The 23618-nt window shown below is 35.0% G+C and carries 24 protein-coding genes; 19 read left to right on the top strand and 5 right to left on the bottom strand.

Annotation, left to right across the window (positions count from 1 at the left end; translation table 11 throughout):
* Nucleotides 1-21 precede the first annotated feature (21 nt).
* Entirely contained in the window at nt 22-3354 is a 3333-nt protein-coding gene (locus Ami3637_RS04375; protein WP_162361491.1) for a glycosyltransferase, read from the bottom strand.
* A gap of 168 nt (nt 3355-3522) precedes the next feature.
* Here Ami3637_RS04375 and Ami3637_RS04370 point away from each other — a divergent pair, with 168 nt between their 5' ends.
* From Ami3637_RS04370 to Ami3637_RS04285, 18 genes are all read left to right on the top strand, one after another.
* A complete protein-coding gene (locus Ami3637_RS04370; protein WP_162361490.1) occupies nt 3523-4236 on the top strand; it encodes a response regulator transcription factor in 714 nt (237 codons plus the stop codon).
* Entirely contained in the window at nt 4226-5611 is a 1386-nt protein-coding gene (locus tag Ami3637_RS04365) for a HAMP domain-containing sensor histidine kinase (protein WP_162361489.1), read from the top strand. The genes Ami3637_RS04370 and Ami3637_RS04365 overlap by 11 nt, the downstream gene beginning before the upstream one ends.
* An 88-nt stretch (nt 5612-5699) precedes the next feature.
* Nucleotides 5700-6554 (top strand): arylamine N-acetyltransferase family protein, encoded by an 855-nt coding sequence (locus Ami3637_RS04360; RefSeq protein ID WP_162361488.1) that lies wholly within the window; start codon nt 5700-5702, stop codon nt 6552-6554.
* Between the two features lie 137 nt (nt 6555-6691).
* The gene (locus Ami3637_RS04355; RefSeq protein WP_162361487.1) at nt 6692-7288 is read left to right on the top strand and encodes a hypothetical protein; all 597 of its coding nucleotides are present in this window, start codon (nt 6692-6694) and stop codon (nt 7286-7288) included.
* 69 nt (nt 7289-7357) lie between these two features.
* Nucleotides 7358-7531, top strand: a complete 174-nt coding sequence (locus tag Ami3637_RS04350) for a hypothetical protein (RefSeq protein WP_162361486.1) — start codon at nt 7358-7360, stop codon at nt 7529-7531.
* A 53-nt stretch (nt 7532-7584) separates the two neighbouring features.
* Nucleotides 7585-8145 (top strand): RNA polymerase sigma factor, encoded by a 561-nt coding sequence (locus Ami3637_RS04345; protein WP_162361485.1) that lies wholly within the window; start codon nt 7585-7587, stop codon nt 8143-8145.
* Nucleotides 8114-8878, top strand: a complete 765-nt coding sequence (locus Ami3637_RS04340) for a hypothetical protein (RefSeq protein WP_162361484.1) — start codon at nt 8114-8116, stop codon at nt 8876-8878. Before Ami3637_RS04345 ends, Ami3637_RS04340 begins: the two co-directional genes overlap by 32 nt.
* Nucleotides 8859-9737, top strand: coding sequence for an ABC transporter ATP-binding protein (locus Ami3637_RS04335; protein WP_162361483.1), 879 nt, complete (start codon nt 8859-8861; stop codon nt 9735-9737). Before Ami3637_RS04340 ends, Ami3637_RS04335 begins: the two co-directional genes overlap by 20 nt.
* On the top strand, nt 9734-10945 hold the full coding sequence (locus Ami3637_RS04330; protein WP_162361482.1) for an ABC transporter permease: 1212 nt from the start codon (nt 9734-9736) through the stop codon (nt 10943-10945). Before Ami3637_RS04335 ends, Ami3637_RS04330 begins: the two co-directional genes overlap by 4 nt.
* 87 nt (nt 10946-11032) lie before the next feature.
* Nucleotides 11033-11563: a PadR family transcriptional regulator gene (locus tag Ami3637_RS04325; protein ID WP_162361481.1), complete on the top strand. Its 531-nt coding sequence runs from the start codon at nt 11033-11035 to the stop codon at nt 11561-11563.
* Nucleotides 11560-12123 carry a flavodoxin family protein gene (locus tag Ami3637_RS04320; protein ID WP_162361480.1) on the top strand — a complete coding sequence of 188 codons (564 nt, stop codon included), beginning with the start codon at nt 11560-11562 and terminating at the stop codon, nt 12121-12123. The genes Ami3637_RS04325 and Ami3637_RS04320 overlap by 4 nt, the downstream gene beginning before the upstream one ends.
* 98 nt (nt 12124-12221) lie before the next feature.
* Nucleotides 12222-12374: a DUF4345 family protein gene (locus Ami3637_RS19065; protein ID WP_162363661.1), complete on the top strand. Its 153-nt coding sequence runs from the start codon at nt 12222-12224 to the stop codon at nt 12372-12374.
* 450 nt (nt 12375-12824) lie between these two features.
* Nucleotides 12825-14303, top strand: a complete 1479-nt coding sequence (locus Ami3637_RS04310) for an Lsa family ABC-F type ribosomal protection protein (RefSeq protein ID WP_162361479.1) — start codon at nt 12825-12827, stop codon at nt 14301-14303.
* A gap of 229 nt (nt 14304-14532) precedes the next feature.
* Nucleotides 14533-16659 carry a PocR ligand-binding domain-containing protein gene (locus Ami3637_RS04305; protein ID WP_162361478.1) on the top strand — a complete coding sequence of 709 codons (2127 nt, stop codon included), beginning with the start codon at nt 14533-14535 and terminating at the stop codon, nt 16657-16659.
* Nucleotides 16660-16747: 88 nt separating this feature from the next.
* Complete coding sequence (locus Ami3637_RS04300) at nt 16748-18199, top strand: sensor domain-containing diguanylate cyclase (RefSeq protein WP_162361477.1); 1452 nt, start codon at nt 16748-16750, stop codon at nt 18197-18199.
* 54 nt (nt 18200-18253) lie between these two features.
* A complete protein-coding gene (locus Ami3637_RS04295; protein WP_162361476.1) occupies nt 18254-19024 on the top strand; it encodes an alpha/beta fold hydrolase in 771 nt (256 codons plus the stop codon).
* 380 nt (nt 19025-19404) lie between these two features.
* Nucleotides 19405-19641, top strand: coding sequence for a hypothetical protein (locus tag Ami3637_RS04290; protein ID WP_162361475.1), 237 nt, complete (start codon nt 19405-19407; stop codon nt 19639-19641).
* A gap of 220 nt (nt 19642-19861) precedes the next feature.
* Complete coding sequence (locus Ami3637_RS04285) at nt 19862-20767, top strand: PdaC/SigV domain-containing protein (protein ID WP_162361474.1); 906 nt, start codon at nt 19862-19864, stop codon at nt 20765-20767.
* Between the two features lie 153 nt (nt 20768-20920).
* Here Ami3637_RS04285 and Ami3637_RS04280 read toward each other — a convergent pair whose 3' ends face one another.
* Genes Ami3637_RS04280 through Ami3637_RS04270 form a run of 4 tightly spaced genes read right to left on the bottom strand, consistent with a single transcriptional unit; the run spans nt 20921 to nt 22797 of the window.
* Complete coding sequence (locus Ami3637_RS04280; RefSeq protein WP_243158102.1) at nt 20921-21562, bottom strand: ABC-2 transporter permease; 642 nt, start codon at nt 21560-21562, stop codon at nt 20921-20923.
* A 2-nt stretch (nt 21563-21564) separates the two neighbouring features.
* On the bottom strand, nt 21565-22077 hold the full coding sequence (locus Ami3637_RS18315) for an AAA family ATPase (protein ID WP_330586820.1): 513 nt from the start codon (nt 22075-22077) through the stop codon (nt 21565-21567).
* Entirely contained in the window at nt 22014-22421 is a 408-nt protein-coding gene (locus Ami3637_RS18310) for an ATP-binding cassette domain-containing protein (protein WP_330586819.1), read from the bottom strand. Before Ami3637_RS18310 ends, Ami3637_RS18315 begins: the two co-directional genes overlap by 64 nt.
* A gap of 1 nt (nt 22422) precedes the next feature.
* A complete protein-coding gene (locus Ami3637_RS04270; RefSeq protein ID WP_162361473.1) occupies nt 22423-22797 on the bottom strand; it encodes a GntR family transcriptional regulator in 375 nt (124 codons plus the stop codon).
* A 453-nt stretch (nt 22798-23250) separates the two neighbouring features.
* Here Ami3637_RS04270 and Ami3637_RS04265 point away from each other — a divergent pair, with 453 nt between their 5' ends.
* Nucleotides 23251-23613 carry a DUF2089 domain-containing protein gene (locus Ami3637_RS04265; RefSeq protein WP_162361472.1) on the top strand — a complete coding sequence of 121 codons (363 nt, stop codon included), beginning with the start codon at nt 23251-23253 and terminating at the stop codon, nt 23611-23613.
* Nucleotides 23614-23618 lie beyond the last annotated feature (5 nt).

Here is a 23618-nt window from a genome sequence, read left to right as displayed (position 1 = left end):
TGGAAAATGAGAAACAGAGCATTATTTTACTAGTGGTGGTATAGCAACGGAGCTTGTCCTGTTCAGTTTATTCCAGCCGTGCCGTCTTCCTTTCATAGCGGCAATGATGGATTTGAATGTTATAACATACATAAATTGTCTGTAAAAGAAACGCTGGATTAAAACAAGCATTAAGTACTTTAAAGGTGCCTTTTCAATAGTGAAAGCCATAATAGAGCCGGCAAGATCCATTAACAGGAATAAGACATAGCCTGCAAAAATAGCCTTAAAATCTCCCCTGAAAAGGGAAAGTATGAATACCAGATCTCCTATGGGAGAAAGCACAGGAAATACAAGCTGAAATATGAATATGTTCGGCAGTGCTACAAGGCCCAAGGATCCCTTGAAAAAGGACTTTCGGTGTTTGAATAATGTCTGAAGTGTACCGTAGCTCCATCTGAAACGCTGCCTGGAAAGTGCCTTTACTGTTTCAGGTGCTTCTGTTATGGATTTTGCGTAAGGCATATATACTATTCTTGCTCCATGCTCAAGCATGGTAAGGGTCAAATCCGCATCCTCCGTCAACGTCTCTCCTGAGTAACCACCCACTTCAATTACTTTGGATTTCTTCCATGCGCCAGTTGCACCAGGAACTACACCAATGCAGTTCAGGGAATCAAAGGCTCTCCTGTCATAATTCTGGGTTGTAATATACTCAACGGTCTGAAAGCCGGTAAGTATGTTTTTCACATTGCCCACCTGCACATTTCCACATACTGCATCAATGTCTTCATCCCTAAAAGGCAGCATTAGATAGCTCAGGGTGTCGGGCAATATGATTGTATCCGCATCTATTGTTACTACATATTCTGATCTGGCTTCCTGCAATCCCAAATTTAGTGCAGAATACTTGCCTCCATTTGTTTTTATAATTTGGCGTACTATTTTAGGATTGCTATGTACAAACTTGTCAACTATTTCACTGGTATTATCAGTGCTTCCGTCATTAATGACGATGACTTCAAAATTTTCATAATTACTTTTCAGTACAGTACTGATGGTTTTTCCAATTACGTCTCCCTCATTGTAAGCTGGAATGAGGATAGAAACAAAAGGCTGAAAATCAGCATATTTAATATATTTGAGATTTTTTTTATGTGAGCGCAGAACGAAAAATCCCAGAAAAATAATTCTGAAAACAGATATGACGGTTGTCAGGAAAAATAAGATCATTATAAAATCCCAACCGTATATCAGAAGCCAGGTTGCTATTCTGTCGGATACTACCATGATTGTATCTTTGAAACTAATCTTTGGCATGAGAGCTGTTTTGGGAACGCCAAGAAGCCCATCAAGGTTTACAAACTGGTATCCTTCTGATTTTAGCAGGGGTATAAGCTTTTTTAGTGCTTTAACGGTTTGTGTTCGGTTCCCTCCGGCGTCATGCATTACAATGATATTTGATCCACTTTGCTTCAGCTGAGTTACTACATTATTGACAATTTTATTAACTCCCGGCTTTAAGTAATCCTCGGAATCAATATCGGCGCATACAATAGCATAGCCTTTGGCCTCAGCGATTCTCAGAGCTGAAAGTTCATTGGGAAATTGCGGAGTGGAATCCGTATCATATGGCGGTCGGAAAAGAGTTGTATCTTTCCCTGTGATTGCCTGTATCAGACGTTGGGTGGCGTTTAACTCCAGAGCAATTCTTGATGGAGGTATCTTTGTAAGGTTGGGATGGTAATAGGTATGGTTTCCTATCAGGTTTCCCTTTTTCACTTCCAACTTAAGTAGGTTGGGATTATTTAGCGCCTGTTGTCCCACAACAAAGAAGGTGGCTGTAACTCCGTTTTTCTTTAATACGTCAAGAATTTGTGGGGTATAAACCGGATCTGGTCCGTCATCAAAAGTAAGGGCTATTTTATTGCTGCTGCAATGGCCGAACTGCTGTACTTCATAACCAGAAGGTGTTTTATTGTAATTGGCATAATCAATATAACCATTATCGGTTGTCAGCAGTCGGCTTCCCTTATGGGGAGAAGCGATTACCTTTAAAATTTCCCCTCTGCCCTCAAAATTTACAGTTTCGAGAAAGTCTGCCTCTGAAAGTATTTTAGGGCTTATGTTCTTTAAGCTTGAACCAAAAAACCTCCAAACTGAGGGGTCTTCCAGACCAAGTCGCCAAAGGGCAATTCCCTTTGCCCCCACTTTCTCTGTCTCCATTTGCTGGTTCCACAATGAAATCCCGTCTAGAATCCAAACCTGGTGTTTTTGCTTATTGTCGTCCTCATACTCAAAGGTACTGTTGACTGCTGAATTATCTGTCTCAACCTCTGCGCCCACATCCCTTGCAATCATCATTGCTTCATCGAAGCTCAGGGATTTAGCTGGTTTTCCAGTACCTGTATTCCAATCATAGGCATATTGGCCGGTTATTACCACCGTTTTATCTACGGGAATTCTGGCTTTTAGTGTTTCAATTGCATCTTCAAACCAGGCTTTTTCAGCGATAGGGCCTGGGGTGCCTCCTTCGTAGTTTTCGTCATAGGCCATAACGTAAACCATATTTGCAATTTTGCCGATTTCTTCATAATCCATACCTGGATCATTAACTGGTACATCAACCGTAAGATACATATTGTTTTTCTGCATCTTATATGATAGTTCATCAAGAAAGTCAAGATAGGGGTCATTGTTCTGATCTGAAATATTTTCCACATCAATATTAATGGCCCTTAGACCATATTTTTTCAGGGTGTTAATAATTAGCTCTTCAAGGGAGGCTCTGTTGTCATCGTTGCCAATGAGGTCAATAAATTCCTTGCCGAACCAGTTGCCCGTTTCATCGGTATTGGATATTCGGGGAATAATCATCACATGGTTTTGCTTTAACATGGACTGTATGTCCATTCTGACATTTTCGTTAATTTCAACTTTGCCTTTGACAAAGGAAAAATAGTCAGGCAATACAATATCCAGATTTTTTAAATTGTGCTTTAGGTCATTTACGCTTCTGTCATCATCTGAAACAACAAAAGCGGATGTCAGTAATCTGCCCTTTGATTCAGATATTGGAAATGCCGATGCAGAGAAATTATATTTTTCCTTGTGTTTCCAAATATAGTTTACTGGTCTATGTGTTGCCTTAGAAACACTTGAGGCCGTTTCTCTGGTACTTTTCTGAATGGATTTTATTGTTCTGGTTATATATATTCCTTTGGGAAGGGTCAGCTTGGAAATACCCGGAATTCTGACACTTTCAAATATGCTGTAAGCCGTGCAGAATGTCAGTACCAGCCCGGACAATACCAGCATGATAAAAATGATAATGGCTGTTTTCCAGCGTTTCTTGTTTTCGGATTCAAAAATCATATTAATCAACTCCAAAATCTAAATTTGTTTTCAGATATTATATCAACTCAGCTAGTCTGCAAATCTTAATAATTCTTAATTTCCTTTAAAGAGAGGTTTTTGGTAATTGTAAATGGTATAATTATTTTTGTAAAATTTGAAAGATATTATTAATGGAGATGGATAAAAATGGATAAAACACAAAAAATCCTGGTGGTTGATGATGATGCGGATATACGAGAGGTTTTGCATATACAACTGGAAAACAAAGGTTATTGTGTACTGGAGGCAGAGAATGGCAGAAAAGCAATTGGGGTTGTAACAGATCACAGGGATATTGATTTGATTATTCTGGATATAATGATGCCTATACTTTCAGGAATTGATGCCTGTATGGAAATCCGTAAATTGTCGGCTGCACCAATTTTATTCCTGACAGCAAAATCCAAGGAAACGGATAAAGCCATAGCTTATGAAAATGGTGGGGATGATTACCTTGTCAAACCCTTTTCCCAGGCAGAGCTGTTAATGAAAGTTCAATCACTCCTTCGAAGATATTATATATACAAGGGAAAAGCCGAAACTAAAACGGATAAAACAGAAATACATTTAAAAGACCTTATCATAAACACTGCAGACCGGACTGTTTTTCGTGGAAAGCAGAGGATTGAGCTTACGGATACGGAGTTCCAGATATTGATGTACCTTGAAAGAAACAGAGGTGCTGCGCAGGATTCCAAGGCAATTTATGAAGGGGTGTGGGGAGGAAAGTTTCTGCCATCTTCAGCAAATGCTGTTATGGTGCATATCCTGAACCTGAGAAAAAAGCTTGAACTGGATTTTAATCCCCATAGTATTATCCATACAGTCTGGGGAAAGGGGTACCAGATAGATGAAGAATAGACGTATATTCTCATTGAGGTATAAAAGCCTTTTAATACTTTTGCTAGGTGTAGCTGTCAGTTTTGGTATGAATTTCCTGATCCACGAAGCGGGGCGCTTTCTCATAGATAAATATTACCTGAACTCTAAAGCGGTATCACAAAGATTAACGGATTATCAGGAATCTTTTGAAAAATATGTAGATGAAAATCACATTTCTATTAGGAATGTCAGGGATATTTCAAAATGGCTTAAAAGTAAAAACGATGTTTATCTGATTATCTATAACGGAGATAAAATAATATATGAGGCTGGATTCTGGGATATAAAAAAATATTCAGATAAACTTCCTGGAAATAATAAGAGTACCTCATTTCTGCTGGATAGTAAAACTGACGTGGATAAAACGGAATTAGACTTGTCTCTGCGGGATATCAAATTCAAAGAAGGTACTTACTCAGCGGCTATTATTGAGTTCTCTGAAATAAAATGGTACCACATGGTGAACTACATTTCCTGGGGTTTATCCATATTGTTTTTATTTGTGGTATTAATTATGTACAATAATCAGATCATCAGCCATATCATGAAACTGTCTAATGACATTTCACAGGTGGAAAAGGGAAAACTGGAAAAAACCATTTACCACAAGGGTAACGATGAAATATCCCTGCTGGCTATGAACGCAGATAATATGAGAAATTCCATTATTACAAGGCTTCAAAGTGAAAAGGAAGCATGGGAAGCCAACAGCGAGCTTATCACTTCCATGTCACATGATATCCGTACTCCTCTAACGGCACTGATAGGTTATCTGGAAATCCTGGATTCAGAAACTTATCATTCAGAAGAACAGCTGGGAAAATATATTAAAAGGTGCAAGGAAAAATCCATACAATTAAAGGATATTTCAGACAAGCTGTTTCAATATTTTCTTGTATTTGGAAAAGAAAAAATTGAAATGCAGATGGAAATCTTGGATGGAACTATCATTTTCCAGCAGCTGCTGTATGAGCATATTTTTGATTTAAAAAACATGGGGTTTTATGTGGAAATGGATTGTACAGACCAGTCTTTCTTGATAAACGCGGATATTCATTATCTGAAGAGGATGTTTGATAATCTTTTTTCTAATATTGAGAAGTATGCCAGACCTGGGGGAACGGTTAGTATTATTTTAAAGGCTGAAGACAACGGCCTGTTTATCAGTATAGCCAATGAAGTCCGAAATAGCAGCCAGGTTGTGGAAAGTACAAATATAGGATTGAAGTCCTGCAGAAAAATTGTGGAACAGATAAATGGATCTTTGGAAATAGAAAAAAATCAGGAATGCTTTAAAGTATGTATTACGATTCCCATTGAAAATAGAGTGAGAACCTTATCTAAACTGGTATGAATAAAAAGAATGAAATTGGAACTTAAAGCAGAACCAATTTCATGTTAAGATTATATCTATTACCAGAAAGATAAGAGGAGCAATTTGGATGATAGATGAAGATTTTGTATTATCGGAAGAACAGATTATAAACTACTTTGACAGATTAGAAATGATATACGATAAGGATAAATGGAAGCCTTCAGAGGAAAATCTGAGAATTTTGCAGAATGTGCATATAGCAAAGATTCCTTATGAAAATTTATCAATCCTTATGAAGGAGCCTATATCCTTAAATGGAAATGATTTATATAATAAGATCATTGTGGAACATAGAGGGGGATATTGTTTTGAGGTAAATGGATTATTCACACATCTATTGAAGGCATTAGGATACCAGGTTACTGTGTATAATTGCAGATTTATTTATGAAGACCAGGGAGTACAGGTACGCAGACACCGAATCATGAAAGTGGATTTCAAACACGCATCATATATTACGGATGTAAGCTTTCGCAATGAATCTCCAAGGTTTCCACTAAAATTTGTCTGTGATGAAGTACAATGGGATGGTATAGCAGAATATAAGTTTACTAAGGATGACTATTATGGATATGTGATGTGGCAAAAGTTAGATGGAGAGGATTGGAAAATGATTTTCGGGTTTGATGAAAGCCCACAATCCGAAACAGATTTCTTTTTACCAAATTATTTTTGTGAAACTCATCCCCAATCTCCTTTTATAGATGAACCTCATATGTCCATCTGCCCTGCAAATGAGCATATAACAATTGCAGGAAGAAAGATTGTCATGTCTAAAAAAAATATAATAGTGGAAAAAAACACAATTCATTCAAGGGAGGAGTTTTGCCTTCTATGTAAAAAGTATTTTGGAATTGCTATTGATATAAAAAAGGCAGAAATAATAATGTCAAATGAAGATTTGACTAATGATGATATATAGATTGTTACTATAGATAAGCAGGTATGATAATTGTTATAATTTTCCTTTAAAAAATGACGATATATATTATAGGGGTGCCATGCATCCAAGTTTTGGGGCACTATAAAGAGTCATAGTATAGCGAAAGGGGAATTTGCATGCGAATAGAAAATAGTAACACCTTTGTTCAAAGCCAGCCGTTATCAGGTAATGGAAAAATGGGCAATGTGCCACTGCCTAATTATGACGACTTTCATTTTAATACCAAGAAAACTCCTGCTATGAATGAGGAAGAATACAGGGAGGCTATAATTGAGCAAGCACAGAAAGACCAGGCTGCTGGAAAATTTCAATCGGATTCTGCTGGATATAGAAACTTGGTAAAAAGTTATGTTTCCGCTGTTTCTCCGGATCGAAAAAACATTATTGCAAGAGGATTAACAGCAATATTTAAAAATAGCAAACCACAATCTAAAACTCTTAACTTGATAGATTACCTGTTTGGCACTGTTAAGTATCATAAAGAAGCAGCAGACCTGTCTTATGCTGAGTTTTATGACAGTAATGGTGAAATGGTAGCAAGTTACTCCAATGGCAAATGGATTTCCTATGGAACAAAGGCAGAAAACTCTCGTGAATCAGAACTTTGGGGTATATATAATGAGGCGTGGAATAATGCCGCAAGAGCAAGTCAGGGGAAAAATTATGGGGGAAATGCAGATGATACAATGTGCTCCATGAGTATATCCGTTTAGTATATTTATTGTATACGCTACAGGCTTAATACGCTAAAATAAAGCAGAAATGATACTTAAAGATAAAGAATGAAGAATGGTTTACCTTATGGTAAACTGAAAATAATGGGGAGCAATGAGTACAGTTCGTTGCTCCTTGTTTTTATGATTTGCAACATTTTAGTGGAAGTTATAATTCTTTTATTTTTAATTGAAATTTTTCATGTGGGCTATCTTTTTGCATTTCTGATTCGTTATACATAGTAGAATGTGAAAAATATTTTGAACATTGATAATAAATGAGAAAGGAGGATTTTGTGGACGCAGATTTTCTGTTAATTAGGAAAATGAAGCAGGGTGAAGACAAGGCTTTTGATTTATTTGTTCATAAGTATTATAAAGAAATTTTAACATACTGCAATTATCACTGCCCCAATAAAGAATATGCCGAAGATTTGACACAGGAAACCTTTGTGCGGTTTTTCGCAAAATTGTCTGATTTTCATTATAGAGGAAAGACAAAAAATTATTTATATACTATATCTGGAAATTTATGTAGGGATTTTTATAAAAAGGTAAAAGAGATTCCTGTGGAAGCCATGGAATTAACCGAAAAAACAGAACCAATGGAACATCAGATGACAGATGTAGTAAATAAGCTTACTCTTGAGTGGGCGTTAAAGCAGTTGCCAGATGAATTCCATGAAGTTCTTATTCTTTATTATTTTCAGGAACTTAAGCTGAAAGAAATAGCTGATGCACTGAAAATAAGCCTGCCATTAGTAAAATATAGGCTTAAACAAGCAAGAAAACAGTTGGAAAGACTGTTGGGAGAGGAGGAAATATATGAATCTGGAAGCAAAACTTGCGAGCTATAGGAAAACAGCAAAGGCAGAGCCGGAAGAGGAAAAAATTCAGGAAACAATAAAAAAATCAAAGGAAGTATTTTATGCTATAGAAAGAGAGCATATGTTGTCTTACCGGGAATTTTTATGGGTCCAGTTCAAAGTGATACAGAAAAGATGGTGGATTTTCCAATTCCTACTTTTGTGCATATTAGGAACTATGTTGGTATCTACATATGAGGATACTTTTATCCAGAGAGGTATGGGGATTATGGCATCCTTGTTTGTAATTCTCATTATACCGGAATTTTGGAAAAACAGGGCATGCAGGTGTATGGAAATAGAGGAAGCTGCTTATTATTCCCTGCGACAAATCTATGCAGCACGAATGGTATTGTTTGGTATAGTAGACATTTTGCTGCTTACCGTATTTTGTGCAACAGTATCAATGGAATTGCATTTTAAACTTACTGAATTGGTTATTCAGTTTATTTTGCCAATGATTGTAACAGCATGTATTTGCTTTGGTACTTTGTGCAGCAAATATATTTTAAATGAAACTGTTGCAATTACTCTATGTATTATATGGAGTGCGATATGGACCTTTATCACTTTAAATGAAAAGGCATATACAATGATTACATTGCCAATATGGCGGGCTTTAGTGGCTTTTTCACTTGTTTGCTTATGTATTACAGTTTATCGTACTTTAAATAGTTGTAATAAATATTGGGAGGTGGATTTTAATGGAATTGGAATTGGTTGATTTAACAAAGAGTTTTGGTGATTTTATTGCTGTAGACCATATGAATATTACTATGACCAATGGGGTATACGGCTTGCTAGGTGTAAATGGTGCAGGCAAAACCACTTTAATGAGAATGCTTTGTACTTTACTTCGGCCTACTAGTGGATGCATAACCTGCAATGGAAAAGATATTTTTAAAATGGATGGAGAATATAGAAATTTATTAGGATATTTGCCACAGGACTTCGGGTTTTATCCAGAATTTACAGTGCAGGATTATCTTCTTTATATTGCTGCAATTAAAGGAATCCGTCCTGCTGTGGCAAAGAAAACCGTAATAGAGCTGATTTCACAAGTGGGGCTTACTAAATCGGCAAATAAAAAAATGAAAAAATTATCGGGTGGTATGAAGCGTCGAGCCGGAATTGCGCAGGCAATGTTAAATAACCCTAAGATTTTAATACTTGATGAACCAACCGCAGGGCTTGACCCCAATGAAAGAATACGCTTTCGCAATTTGATAAGTGAACTTTCGGAGGAACGTCTGGTACTATTGTCTACACATATTGTTTCAGATATTGAGTACATTGCCAATGAAATCTGGTTAATGAAGGATGGAAAACTTGTTCGCAAAGGAACATCGGATGAAATCATAAATTCAATGCCTGAAAAAGTCTGGAATTGTATTGCAGAGCATTCCATGATTTCTTCAATAATGAAAAAATATAAGGTTTCTAATATGAAGTCAGAGTCCCAAGGTGTTGAATTACGTGTTATTTCATCTGAAAAGCCTTTTTCCGATGCCGTTTGTGTAGAACCATCCCTTGAAGATGTATTTTTGTACTATTTTGGAGAAAAGGTTGGTGATGAAAAGTGATTCGATTTGAAATAAAAAAGGTATTTTCTAAGCCTATAAACAAGGCAGCACTATTGTTTTTGATAGTTACACTCATTGTTGTAAGTATTCTCACCATTAATAATGTGAGATACGTGGATGAAAATGGAGATACCACAACGGGAATTAACGCAGCAAATCATTTAAGAGATTTAAAAAATCAGTGGGCAGGTTATGTTACGACTGATGTGCTTTCAAAAGTAATTGAAGAAAATACTGCAATTAATAATTCCAAAGAAGCTTTATCTGATGTTGTGCAGGAAAAAGATAAAGCATATGCAAAGAAACAAGGGTTTTCTGATATTGTAGAAATGATTAGTAATGCATTCGTGGGCTTTGGAGAATATGATTATTATAGAGCTGACCATGTTACAACTGGAGAAGTAGGTAAGGTTTATGAGAAAAGGGTTTCTGCTTTAAAAGATTGGCTGGATACAGGTGAGGAACATTTCTCTGACGCAGAAAAAGCTTTTTTAATTGGACAATATCAGGACCTTGAAACACCTTTTTATTATGAATATACCGATGGCTGGCAGGCTTTATTACAAAATATTTCTACGGTTATTCTAATATTGGCACTAATCATTGGATTCTTTGTAGCGGGCATTTTTTCAGACGAGTTTCAATTAAAGGCAGATTCTATTTTCTTTTCAACAAAACTTGGAAGAAATAAAGCAGTTCGTTCCAAAATAGGAGCGGGATTTATAATTACCACTTTGACATATGTGATATGTGTATTCCTGTACTCTGCAATTGTGCTTTTATTATTGGGAACAGATGGGGCAGGGTGTCCAATACAGTGGAGTATGTGGAAAAGTTTTTATAATGTTACTTATTTTCAGGCGTATCTTCTTATTGTCCTGGGAGCATACATAGGAACTTTATTTGCCATGACAGTCGCCATGGTTGTATCAGCTAAAACACATTCCACAGTGGTAACAATCATGATACCCTTTATCCTTTTATGTGTGTTTCCGTTTTTAAGCAGAATTATAACATTACCTCAAATGTGTGCACTTTTCCCTGATCAGTTGTTAGAAATCTTTGTGATTCTTAAAGACTCTGGATTGTATGAAATTGGTGGGAAAGTAATGGGCACAGTATTTGTCATTATTCCTTTATATCTGGTACCTTGTATAGTCCTTCAGCCAATACTGTATGGTATATATAAAAGAGCAGAAGTAAAATGATAGAAAAAGGTTATTGACAAAATTAATATGATTGATATAATTATTCATATATCAAAACGATATATGAATAAACGATATGGAGGGTGTATGTTAGAATACATTATTTTAGGCTTTCTTATGAGAGAAGAGATGAGTGGGTATGATTTAAAGCAATGGATGATAAATTGTACATCCTACTTTTTTGATGCAAGCTTTGGTAGTATTTATCCAGCGTTAAAGAGGTTAGAAAAGAAAGGCTACATTAAATCCAGTGAAGTGGTGGAAAGTAGTAAATTCAAAAAAATTTATTCAATTACTCATATGGGTAAGTCACATTTTCTAACCTGGTTGGAAAAACCCATTATTTTTTCTAAAACAAAGCAGGAACATTTAGTTTATTTCTACTTTTATCAGTATTTACCCAAAGAAAGGGCAATATTGAATTTAAAAACTTTTATTATAGAAGTAGAATCACTATTAAATCAGTTAAGTAAAGAAAAATCTGATGTTGAAGAAAGCTATAATGTTAATCAATACACCTTCCTATATTCTACAATGGTTTATGGCGTCAATTATTATCAATTTATAATTAACTGGTGCAATGACTTATTAAAGCAAATCGAAGGAGAAAAAGTATGAAAATAACAACTGTCATGGGAAGTCCCAAAAAACATGGAAAAACCGCAGCCGCACTTGAATTTTTTGAAAAACAATTACTGTCTCAAGGTCATGAAATTGATCGAATTAATATAACAGAGTATCATATAAACGGCTGTTTAGGATGCTATGCATGTATGCAGAACCAAGATACTACTGGATGCGTACAAAAAGACGATACAGAACAGGTACTTATGCGTATTATTTCAGCAGATGCTGTGGTCTATGCATCCCCTCTGTATAGTTTCGGCCTTACTGCACAGATGAAGCCTCTTGTTGACCGATCTTTTTGCCTGTCCAACACAGCTCTGTTAGATGGAAAACGTGTTGCATTACTCATAACCTGCGCTGGCCCGGAAGAAGGTAATGCAGATCTGGTAAAGGAATTTTTCCACAGAGGTTTTGATGGAGAGAATAAGGGGGTATTCCACACTAAACTTATTGGCGAATTTATTGTTCCATTTAGTGATGCTTCAGATTTTAGTGATAGAGCCTTAAAAGCAGCAGATGCTTTAGCAACATCCATTTTAAATGACTTATAACAAGAAACATCATGGAGTATAATTGGGGCACATTTCTTATTTAGAGACGAGGAAAGTGCATTTTTTTAGCTAATTAGTATCGAAACGATACATAGCTTATTGATATATTAATCTTCTTTTTCCTTGGTGGAATTGGTCGTTTGATTTCTATACTTAAGTGTGGATTACCTTCCGATATCTATTTGGCTTTCGTGCTCTTTGAATTGGGTTTTCCGCCTCTTTTATTGTGGCAAAAGTGTGTCATAAGGTAATACCTGTTTTATCTTTATTGACTTTTTCCATGTATAATAGTATAATGATAAAAAATTTGAAATTTGAGGTGAAAGAATGATTAATTTTTCTTGCTAATTATTAAAGTACAGTTAAAACAAAGATAGACAGGTATTTTCTGTTGGTTTTGTTGTACTTATGCAAGAAAGTTATTCTTTTTTTCTCTTAATATATACACTTGTGTTATGCTTTGATTAGCTTAACTACGTTATATCTATGAGCTGTAAGAATAATTAATTCTTGCAGCTCTTATTTTTTTATAAAAATTGAAGTAAGGAGGATAAAGAGTATGATGATAGACACTTTACTGACACATGATAATCTCCATATAGAGTCGGATGCTGCAGGCGACAATTATATGGAGTAATAACAAGGTCGCCTATTGTTCCGATTTTGTTATTTATATTTTAAATACAGAGGAGGATAAAAATATGTCTTTAATAAATGTTACTAATCTGACCTTTGCTTATGAGGGCAGCTATGAAAATATTTTTGAAAATGTTAACTTTCAAATCGATACTGATTGGAAACTTGGTTTTACTGGAAGAAATGGAAGGGGTAAGACTACCTTCCTAAATCTTTTGATGGGGAAACATGAATATAGCGGAACCATTTCATCTGATGTAACTTTTGAATATTTCCCTTATGAGGTGCAGGAGCCATGCAATTTCACTATAGACACAATCAGAGAGATTAGTCCAAATTCTATGGATTGGGAAATAGTAAAAGAATTATCTTTGTTGGATATGGACTATGATACTTTATATAGACAGTTTTATACACTATCTAAAGGCGAACAGACCAAAGCATTGCTGGCCGCCATGTTTTTGAAGGAGAACTCCTTCCTGCTTATTGATGAGCCTACCAATCATCTGGATGCTGAAGCCAGGAGAAAACTAAGTAATTACTTGAATAAAAAGAAAGGGTTTATACTGATTTCACACGACAGGTCTTTTTTGGATAACTGTGTTGACCATATCTTGTCTATTAATAAAACGAATATTGAAATACAAAAAGGAAATTTCTCTTCATGGTGGACAAATAAAGAGTTAAAAGATGGGTTTGAGTTAGCAGAAAACGAAAAGTTGAAAAGAGATATTAGCAGGCTTTCCAGCTCGGCAAAACGTACATCCAACTGGTCTGATAGTGTTGAGAGCAGCAAGTATGGAACTAGAAACTCTGGGAGTAAATTAGATAAAGGATACGTAGGACATAAAGCTGCAAAAATGATGAAGCGCGCTAAAAATATAGAAGCCAGACAACAAAATATGATTGAGGAAAAATCAAAGCTTCTTAAAAATATTGAATCCAATGAAAGGTTAAAAATAGCGCCCCTTACTTTTCAGGACAAAAAGCTTGTAGAACTTATAGATGTTGCAATTGGATATAATGACAGAACTGTCTGCGAAGGAGTCAGTTTTGTTATAGAACAAGGCGAAAAAATTGCTATTCAAGGAAAGAATGGCAGCGGAAAATCAAGTATATTAAAATTAATTTATGGAGAAAACATCCCCCACAGTGGAATGGTAAGAAAGAATAGTAAGTTAATTATTTCCTATGTTTCGCAAGATACTTCTGATTTATATGGTAACTTGTCTGAATATGCAGATAAACACTGTATTGATGAGAGTTTATTTAAATCCATACTTAGAAAACTGGATTTCTCAAGAGAACAGTTTCAAAGGAATATAGAGGATTTTAGTGGGGGGCAGAAGAAAAAAGTATTGCTCGCCAAAAGTTTGTGTGAGCAGGCACATTTGTATATTTGGGATGAGCCATTAAATTTTATTGATGTTATTTCTCGTATGCAGATTGAGGAATTGTTGATTGAATATGAGCCTACAATTTTGTTTGTCGAACACGATAGTACTTTTTGTGAGAATATTGCAACTAAAACAATAAAATTATAATAAAATAATATCTTTAATGGAGTGTTTCAAAAAATCGTAGCACTCCATTTTATTTTTCCAAAAATATTTGTAAAGATAACCTTTAAGCTAAATTTAAGTCGGTTGTTAAAAATTTATTATAAAGTTTTGTAGGAATTTATGGAAAATAACCTCGTTTTGATTTACAATGTAAAATAGGATTAGTTTTAGTAGTGGAAAAGATAAAATAGCGTTATAGGGTTATAAAAGTATGTATAAACAAGTTGATAACTTAGAGTTGATGACGGTAAATTCATGCATTAAAGAGAAAACAAATGAAGATATAGTATATAGTTTCAAAAATCTTTTTGATCTGGATGAAATACAACAGATACAAGATGCTTTTTCCTTTGCAATGGGAGTAGCTTCAATAATAACAGATATTGATGGTACACCTTTGACAAAACCAAGCAATTCTTGTAGTCTGTGTTTTAATGTAATTCGGAAAACTGAAAAAGGATTAAAAAATTGTAAGCTCTGTGAGTCAATCATAGGAAGGACTAAAAAAGATGGTCCACAAATAAAAAAATGTTTTGCAGGTGGTTTGACTGATGGTGCAGCAAGTATTATTGTTAATGATAAACATGTTGCTAATTGGTTTATAGGACAGGTATTAACCAGTGAATACAGCGTTGACCACATGTTAGCATATGCAGATGAAATTGGTGCTGACCGGGATTTATTTATTAAAGAATTAAATAAAGTTAAGTGTATGCCTAAAGAGGAATTTGCCCATATTTGTGAATCTCTTTTTTTGATAACGCAATTACTTTCAACGCTGGCAGTAAAAAATGTTGCACAAAATGAAGAAATTTCCAAAAGAAAAATTGCTGAGGGTAAAATAAAAGTTTTAAATTCGGAGTTAGAAGATAAGATTTTAAAGCGTACTGCTGAATTGCAAGAAATGAACAGAGTATTGGAAGAAAAAGTACACAAGGAAGTTCAGATGCAGGAAAGACTGCAAAAATATCAGCTCCTTGCTGAAAATACTAATGATGCCATGTTCTTTTTAGATAAAAAAGGAAATATTCTTGAAACTAATGTTGCAGCCACAAGAATTTATGGCTATTCTCATGAAGAGTTTTCTTTGATGAATATGTCTGATTTAAGGTATCCGGATTCTTCCTTAAATACGATTAAACAAATGAATTTAATATATATAAACGGTAAAATTTACGAAACAGTTCATTTCTTAAAGGATAGAACTGCTATTGATGTGGAAGTAAGTCTGCAGGGCACTTTATGGAAAAATCAAAAAGTCTTCCTGGGTATTGTGAGAAACATTACAGAGCGTAAAAGAACGGATGAGAAAATTCTTTATTTAAGTTATCATGATCAGCTAACTGGCCTGTACAACCGCAGATTTTACGATGAAGAGTTAAAGAAAATTGACAAAAACAGAAATCTTCCCATTACGGTTGCAGTAGGAGATGTAAATGGATTAAAACTTATTAATGATACTTTTGGACACGCGGCAGGCGATGAGCTTCTTAAAAAGGTGGCAGAAGTAATTAAAAAAAGTTGCAGAAAGACTGATATTGTAGCTAGATTGGGAGGAGACGAATTTGTCATTTTACTGCCTAAAACCGATTCGTCTGAAACAGAAAAAATCATTAAACGAATAAAGAATCAAGCCTTAAATGAAAAAGCGGACTTGTTTGATATTTCCATTTCTTTTGGATATGAAACTAAGAATAGCGAGAGCGAAAACATTCATGAGATTATAAAAAAAGCTGAGCGGTATATGTATAGGAAGAAGCTCTTCGAAAGCCAGAATATGAAGGGAAATACCATAAACACTATTATTGATACGCTTCATAAAAACAATAAACTGGAAGAATTACACTGCAGCAGAGTGGCAGATGTATGCGAAAAAATGGGAATGGCTCTTGATTTGTCTGAAGACCAGATTATGGAGCTTAAAACAGTTGGTTTGCTTCATGATATTGGGAAAATAGCAATAGATGAAAGTGTACTTCATAAACCACAGAAACTGACTGACTATGAATGGAAAGAAATAAAACGTCATTCAGAAATTGGATACAGAATATTAAGCACGGCAGATGGAATGTCTGACATTGCAGAATGTGTATTATACCATCATGAACGTTGGGACGGAAGGGGATACCCTATAGGCCTAAAAGGAGATAAAATACCGCTGATGTCAAGGATTGTATCCATAATTGATGCATATGATGCTATGACCAGTGACAGGAGCTATCGATATGCTTTGCCAGAGAACGTTGCATTAGAAGAATTGGAAAAAAATGCAGGAACTCAATTTGATTCAAAACTGGTAAGAGTGTTTATTGAAAAAGTACTAAAAAAACTGGCGTAACAGAGACTAAAAAGAAATAAGATTCCTAATAGCCCCTAAACAGGGGCTATTATACATTATATAAACATTAAAAAAGACAGGAGCTAATGTGAAAAAACATATACTGCTTATTAGCAATTTAATTATTATTCTTTCTATTGTAGCGGGATTTATAGGAATAGTAAACAGAGACACCAGAACATATCAGGACCTGGTAGAACACCATCTGGAAAACATTGTAAGCCTTGCGGATACAGATATTTCAAAGCATATCGAAAACTCCATGACTAAACCGGTGATGGTTTCAAAGACAATGGCAAACGATGAATTCCTGAAGGAATGGCTTTCACAGGAAAAAGAAAATGTTGGAGATAGTGCATACTTAAAACAATTATATGAATATCTGAAGGCTTATCAGAAAGAGTATAATTATACCACGGTATTCTGTATCTCAGCACAGACCGATAATTACTACTATCAGAATGGCCTGAACAAGACCGTTTCAAATAGTGATCCGCATGATGTGTGGTATTATAATTTTATTAAATCTGGCCGTGAGTACGATCTGCAGGTTGATACCAATGAGTCCAATAAAAACAATATTACCGTATTTGTTAATTTCCGTGTAGAGAGCAGTGATGGCAGACTTTTGGGGGTAATTGGAGTTGGTCTTCAGGTTGCATCCATAGAAGAAGCCATACACGCCTATGAGGATGACTATGACTTGTCAGTCTATATCATCAATGCAGGTGGTGCCAAGAACTCTTTTACTGGAGATACAGAGATTTTTGTAAAAAAAGAGGATCTGACTAAACGTACAGGAATTAGAGATAAAATTGAGATGAACAATTCGGATAAACCTAAAATGCAGTGGTTTACCTCTGGGGATGAACGGAAATGCGTGATAACCAAATATGATGACACTCTGGGATGGTATTTAGTATTGGAGAAGGATACCAATTCTATAAGCAGTATGTTCCAAAAGGGGATTAAGGGCAATATTGTCTTTATGCTTATTTCACTTGTGATTTGTATTATGGTTACCACTACCGTTTTTCTCAATTACAATAAACGTATGGTGGCCATGGAGAATATAGATGAGCTGACCGGACTGCCCAATAGAAAGTTATTTTTTAAGAGGTATGCAGCATTTGTAAGAAAGCATAGAGAACAAAGAAATACGATGTTTATGTTCGACATTGACCATTTCAAATGTATTAACGACACATATGGACATATGTTTGGAAATGCCATTCTGGCCATGGTAGGAGAAGAACTGAGGCAAACAGTAAATGAATATGGAATAGGGGCTCGTTGGGGTGGAGACGAATTCTTAGGCATATTAGCCGTCGAATCCCAGGAGGCTGAGCAGATTCTGCAACAACTTATGGATAAATTGAAAAAAGGCAGTACGGATAATCGATATCATGTAACCATTAGTGTGGGAATGGCAGAAATTAATCCAAAACTAAGTACAGAGCAGATGGTAAATAAGGTTGATGAAGCGTTGTACTGCTCCAAGGAAGGTGGCAGAAACAAAATTACAGTTTGCAAATACTGATGTCATGGTGTTGCCTCCCAACAGAGCAGAATAAAACTAAAGAAGGAGCTTAAAATGAAATTTCACGAATTTGGAGATAAAACAAATCCTCATATAATGCTGATACATGGTGGAGGTAATGCATGGTGGAACTATCTTCGTCAGGCAAGAATATTATCTGAACGGTATCATGTGATTCTTCCCACACTGGATGGACACGGAGAAGAACATACTATTCCTTATGTATCTACGGAGGCAACCGTAGATAAGCTTATGGATTATATTAATGAGAATTGTGGCGGAAGGATTTTTGCTCTTTCTGGTGTTTCTCTTGGAGGTCAGATTGTCATTGAACTTTTATCCAGAAAGCCGGACATAGTAGAAAAAGCAATTATTGATGGCAGCATATGTTATCCTACACCTTACATGGCGAAATTCTGCGTTACAACCTTTAAGCTTACCCATAAATTCTTATTCAGTGAAAAGGCTTGCAGAAAGCAGCTTGCTTTAATGCCCAGAATGCTTCCTGAAAAGATGCTTTACCCAAAAGAGCTTCAAGATTATTATATAAGGGAGATGCCCTTACTGCCAAGGGAAACCATGGTTTCTGTATATCATACATACATGTATTATAACCTTAAAGAGAGTTTGAAGGATACCAGGGCACAGGTAATGTATTGGTATGGGGAAAAGGAGATGAAATGTGTAAAAAAGTCAGCACAGCTTTTTAAATCCTTTGTACCCAATTGTGAAATATATGAAGCAAAAGGCTATAACCATGGCTATCTTGCTCTCTATCTTCCAGAGGAATGGCTGGAGATTGCCTGTAAGTTTTTCCATAATTGATGATAACATCATAGTACTAAGAGAGTAAACTCATGTACTATGATGTTTTTATTTTCGAAAATTTTGCAAAAAAGTAGTTAAATATCACATTTCATGTAGCTGAGACAACATTTCATACAGAATATATTGACAATATTTAACAAAGAAATACTATAGATATGGGATTAGTAGGGATGGTGAAAAAATGCAAGATAAGAATAAAGATGCTATTGTGAATAAAAAAATAAATTAGTATTAATTATAATATTTTGATTTTACTGGTCGTTATTATCATGTTTATGTACAATTATTACAATAAAGACATATATGGTTATAAAAATGGGTACCCGATTAATAAACAGGGACAAACTTATGGCGAGTTAAAATGGGAAAATGATTCTATGCCAGATTTAATTCTGGTTAGTGGTTCAAACAAGTTGAAAGGATATATTTTAACTGAAGAGTTAACTAAAATTGATGCTAAAAGTCCAGCAGAAGCATTAAAATGGCAAGCGAAAAACAAAAATCAATTAAAATATATACCAGTATACCTAAATGATGGTAAAACAGTAATAGGTGAATATGCAATAGGAAACACAGAGGAACCTTACAGAGTATCTAGAAAATATTCCGATTAAGCTTCAGTAAGACTGTGAAGAATAGCATATTTTATATAGTAACAATTTGCAAAATACATTATTCAAATGGAGTAATGTATTTTTTTGTGCAATGCATATTGAAAAATGACTGCCAGATTAGATAATTTTTTTGCTGTTTAAACTGATTTTTTTAAAAAATATTTGTAACGAATTATAATTTAGAAAGTCATATAGTAAGAAAGTGAGGTTCATTGGTAATATGAAATATAATAAGAAAACAGTATCGGTTTTATTAACACTTATGTTAGCATTTTTGATAGTGGGCGCTAACACTGTGCCTGGAGTGGCAAATAGTCTAAAAGGTAAGCCATCGGGAGATAAGTCACAATCTGTTAAGGTGTCTGGTGCAAACAAACAAAGCCAGAAGAGTATAAAATATAATCTGGTTAAACAAACTTTTTCAAAGAACAAAATTACAATCCGTTATCCCCAAATAACCAATTTAGGAGACAATCCAAAGCAAAAAAATTTGAATGATATTCTTAAAAATGATGCGTTGAAACGATTGAATAATTACAAAGAATGGGCTTCCGCGGTGGAAAAGCCCTTTGAAAATACCATAGAGGCATCCATAGATTATAAAGTGAAATGGAAGGGCACCAACTTATTAAGTGTTGCGTATTCAGGGTATAGTTGCCTGGATGGAGAACCTCCAGAAAGAGATTATAATACGGTTAATCTCGATTTAAATTCGGGAAAAATATTAATGCTAAAGGATTTTGTCAAAATTGATCAGAGCTTTATTAATAAATTTATCGCCAGAAAGTTTGTATCGAAAAATTCTCTTTACCCGAATAATAATAAAATCATAGCAGACCAAGTTTACCAATCGTTAGATTTCCTCTATCAGATTAATTCCAAGCCAAACTACAAAAATCTTCAACAGTATTTTGAGGAAACTGATTCAATAAGCTGCAATAGCATGGTGACTTCCTGCAATTTCAGCTATATTGCAGATCATTCCTTAGGAATTGTAGTTGCGGTTTCCCATGCATCAGGAAACTATGCAGAATTTGAAATCGGGTTTGATGAAATAAGAGACAATATAAAGGCGGGGAATATCATATGCAAAGATTTTCCCAAACTGGTCCAACCTTCAAAATAACCTCAGAGGGCTAAGAGGTAAAGGTTCATGTTTTATTATTTTTTATCCTTGTTTTTTGGGGAGTTGTATAGTAAATAAACAATTGGAAATATAACGCAAATTAATACAAGCCAATCTGGTAAACGTGTCATTAGAGTTTCTCCTTTCTGCTTTTCAAGCTAAATCAGCTTTGCTATATATTTTAATAGAAAGAGAAGCTGATATAGCAAGAATGATAAGGCTAATGAGGATAACTCCACCATAAAAAATGGATGGGGAAATTGCAGCTAAAGAGCCAAGATTTACTTTACTGCTAATTTCCATTAGTTGTGGCAATGCAAAACATGAACCCATGATGGTAACCACAAAAACGAATTTAGTCTTTTCATAGCCCAGTTTATATAGTACAGGCATGTAAATGCCTAAAAAAACAGAAAGTATAAAGAAGACTACTGACGGCAGTTCCAAATGAATTCCTCCTAACTGATGGAATACCAAAGTTTCGAGACCAAAAATCACACAGCACGCTGCATAAATAATCAGGCAAAAACTATATTTTGATAAAACAAGCAGTTCTCTTGGATAAGGGGTTGAACAAAGTAAGGTTGCAGCTTTAGGGAACTGAGTTTCCTTTAATAATAAATATTGCAGGAGCATGAAAATAGCAAAGATGACAGACAAACAGAATCCAACGGGGCCAGCCAAGGTAGGAATACGCCAAAGGGTAAAAAGTGGAATAAAAGTGCATAGCACAATCATCATCAATGCATATTTCTTTACAAGTAAAAAGTCTTTTTTTATTAAATGTAGTAGCATTATTAGTGCACCTCCTTAATGCTGGCAAGCATGATATCTTCGATGGTTAGACGTTCCATAATAACGTCTGGCATGCAACTGCGAATTTTTCCGCTTTGGTTTGTAATTCCGGTAAAGCCGAAAGACGTTACAGATACCTTTAAAAACAGTTTGCGTATCTCTTCTGTTAGTGATTTTGCATCACCTTTTATGATTCGATAGTTGTCCAGTAATGTATCCTTTTCTTCCTGTAAAACTATATGGCCATTATCAATCATAATGAGCATATCGGCAATTTTATCAAGGTCAGAAGTAATATGTGTGGAGAAAAAGACCCCTTTCCCGCCATTATCCATATATTCCTTTAATATTTTAAGCAGCTGGCTGCGAATGAGAGGGTCAAGGCCACTGGTTGGTTCGTCCATAATCAAAAGCTCTGCCTTATGGGAGAGAGCAAGTGCCAATGCATATTTCATTCGCATACCTTTTGACAGAGTATTGATTTTTTGTGTCGAAAGTAACGAAAACTGATCCATATATTTTTTAAAATCTTTTTCGCTCCATGATTTATAAGCAGGGCCACCACGTTTTTCATTTCTCCTAAAGTTAATTCATCGTAAAAGCAGCCATCGTCAAGCACAATTCCAATACGTTCTTTTATTTGCTTTTCATTTGAACACATATCCATACCAAAGAAACGGACTTCTCCAGAAACTCTGTTGGTAAGTCCTAAAATACTCCGCAAAGTAGTTGTTTTTCCTGCACCGTTTACACCAATAAAACCAGTGATACAACCCTCAGGTAAAGAAAACGATACATCTCTCAGAGAAAAATCCTTGTATGACTTATTCAAGCCAGATACTTCTAAAATATTGTTCATGTCAATCCTCCTCGTACAAAATATCCATCATGTCATTAAGTTCTTTTTTGCTGATACGTAATGACTTGGCCGATTGTATCATATCCTGCATTTTTTGCTCTACCACCCGGCGCTTTGAGTCTCTAAGCAACTCAATATTACTGGCAGAAACAAAAGTACCTATACCAACCTGGCTTGTTACAAACCCTTCTTGTTCTAATTCCTCGTAAACGCGACGAATAGTCAAGACACTTACTTTTAGTTCATTGGCAAATGTACGGATAGACGGCAGGGGACTGCCTTCTACTAAGTCCTCTTTTAAAATCGCGTCTTTAATCTGATCTTTGATTTGCTGATAAAGAGGTTTATCGGAAGTGTTAGATATTAGTATTTTCATTTTACCTCCCTTGTAATGGTGTGATGTTTGATGATACACACTATACACTATATGCACTTATGTGTCAATATAAGAGTTTTTGAATCAGCATACTCGCAAAAGAAGCCTCGTTTTATTTTGCTTCATACATCTCCCGGAAATTACTGGCCAGAAGTTATCGGATGAGTGAACGTCAGCTACCGGCATGTATTATACGTCATAAAGCAATTTGGTAATATGGGGATTCTAAAAAAAGATAAGGGAAAAGGGTACATAATCTCTGATATAGAACGATTAAAACAATTGGTTGATATATATTAAACTTACTTACAGAGTATATTATGTTAACAGAACAGATAATTAATTTAATAATTAATAAAATTAACATTAAAATAAAAAAATATAAAAAATATTAAAATAAATATTGATTATATTAAAATAAGTAGTATAATGCAATTATGGAGAGTGATTTGTATGGCATATAAAATATTAACTCAATGTCCTGTATGTAATTCCAAACTTACAGTTACAAAATTAAAATGTAAAACATGTAATACTGTTATTGAAAATGAATTTGAACTTTCCAAGTTTTCTTACCTCACTATGGAGCAGCTGAATTTTGCAGAAGTTTTCATAAAATGCAGAGGGAATATCAAAGATGTTGAAAAGGAACTTGGAATCTCTTACCCTACAGTCCGAAGCAAAATAGAAGATTTAATTGCTTCCCTGGGATATGCACCAATTAGGGAGAAATCTGATAACAGTTCCGAAGTGATTGATAAACTGGAAAAAGGGGAAATTACAGCAGAAGAAGCAATTAATTTATTAAAAAAATAGTTTAA

The sequence above is a fragment of the Aminipila terrae genome (assembly GCF_010120715.1).
Lineage (GTDB): Bacteria > Bacillota > Clostridia > Peptostreptococcales > Anaerovoracaceae > Aminipila > Aminipila terrae.
This window is presented reverse-complemented; position numbering and strand designations above follow the sequence as displayed.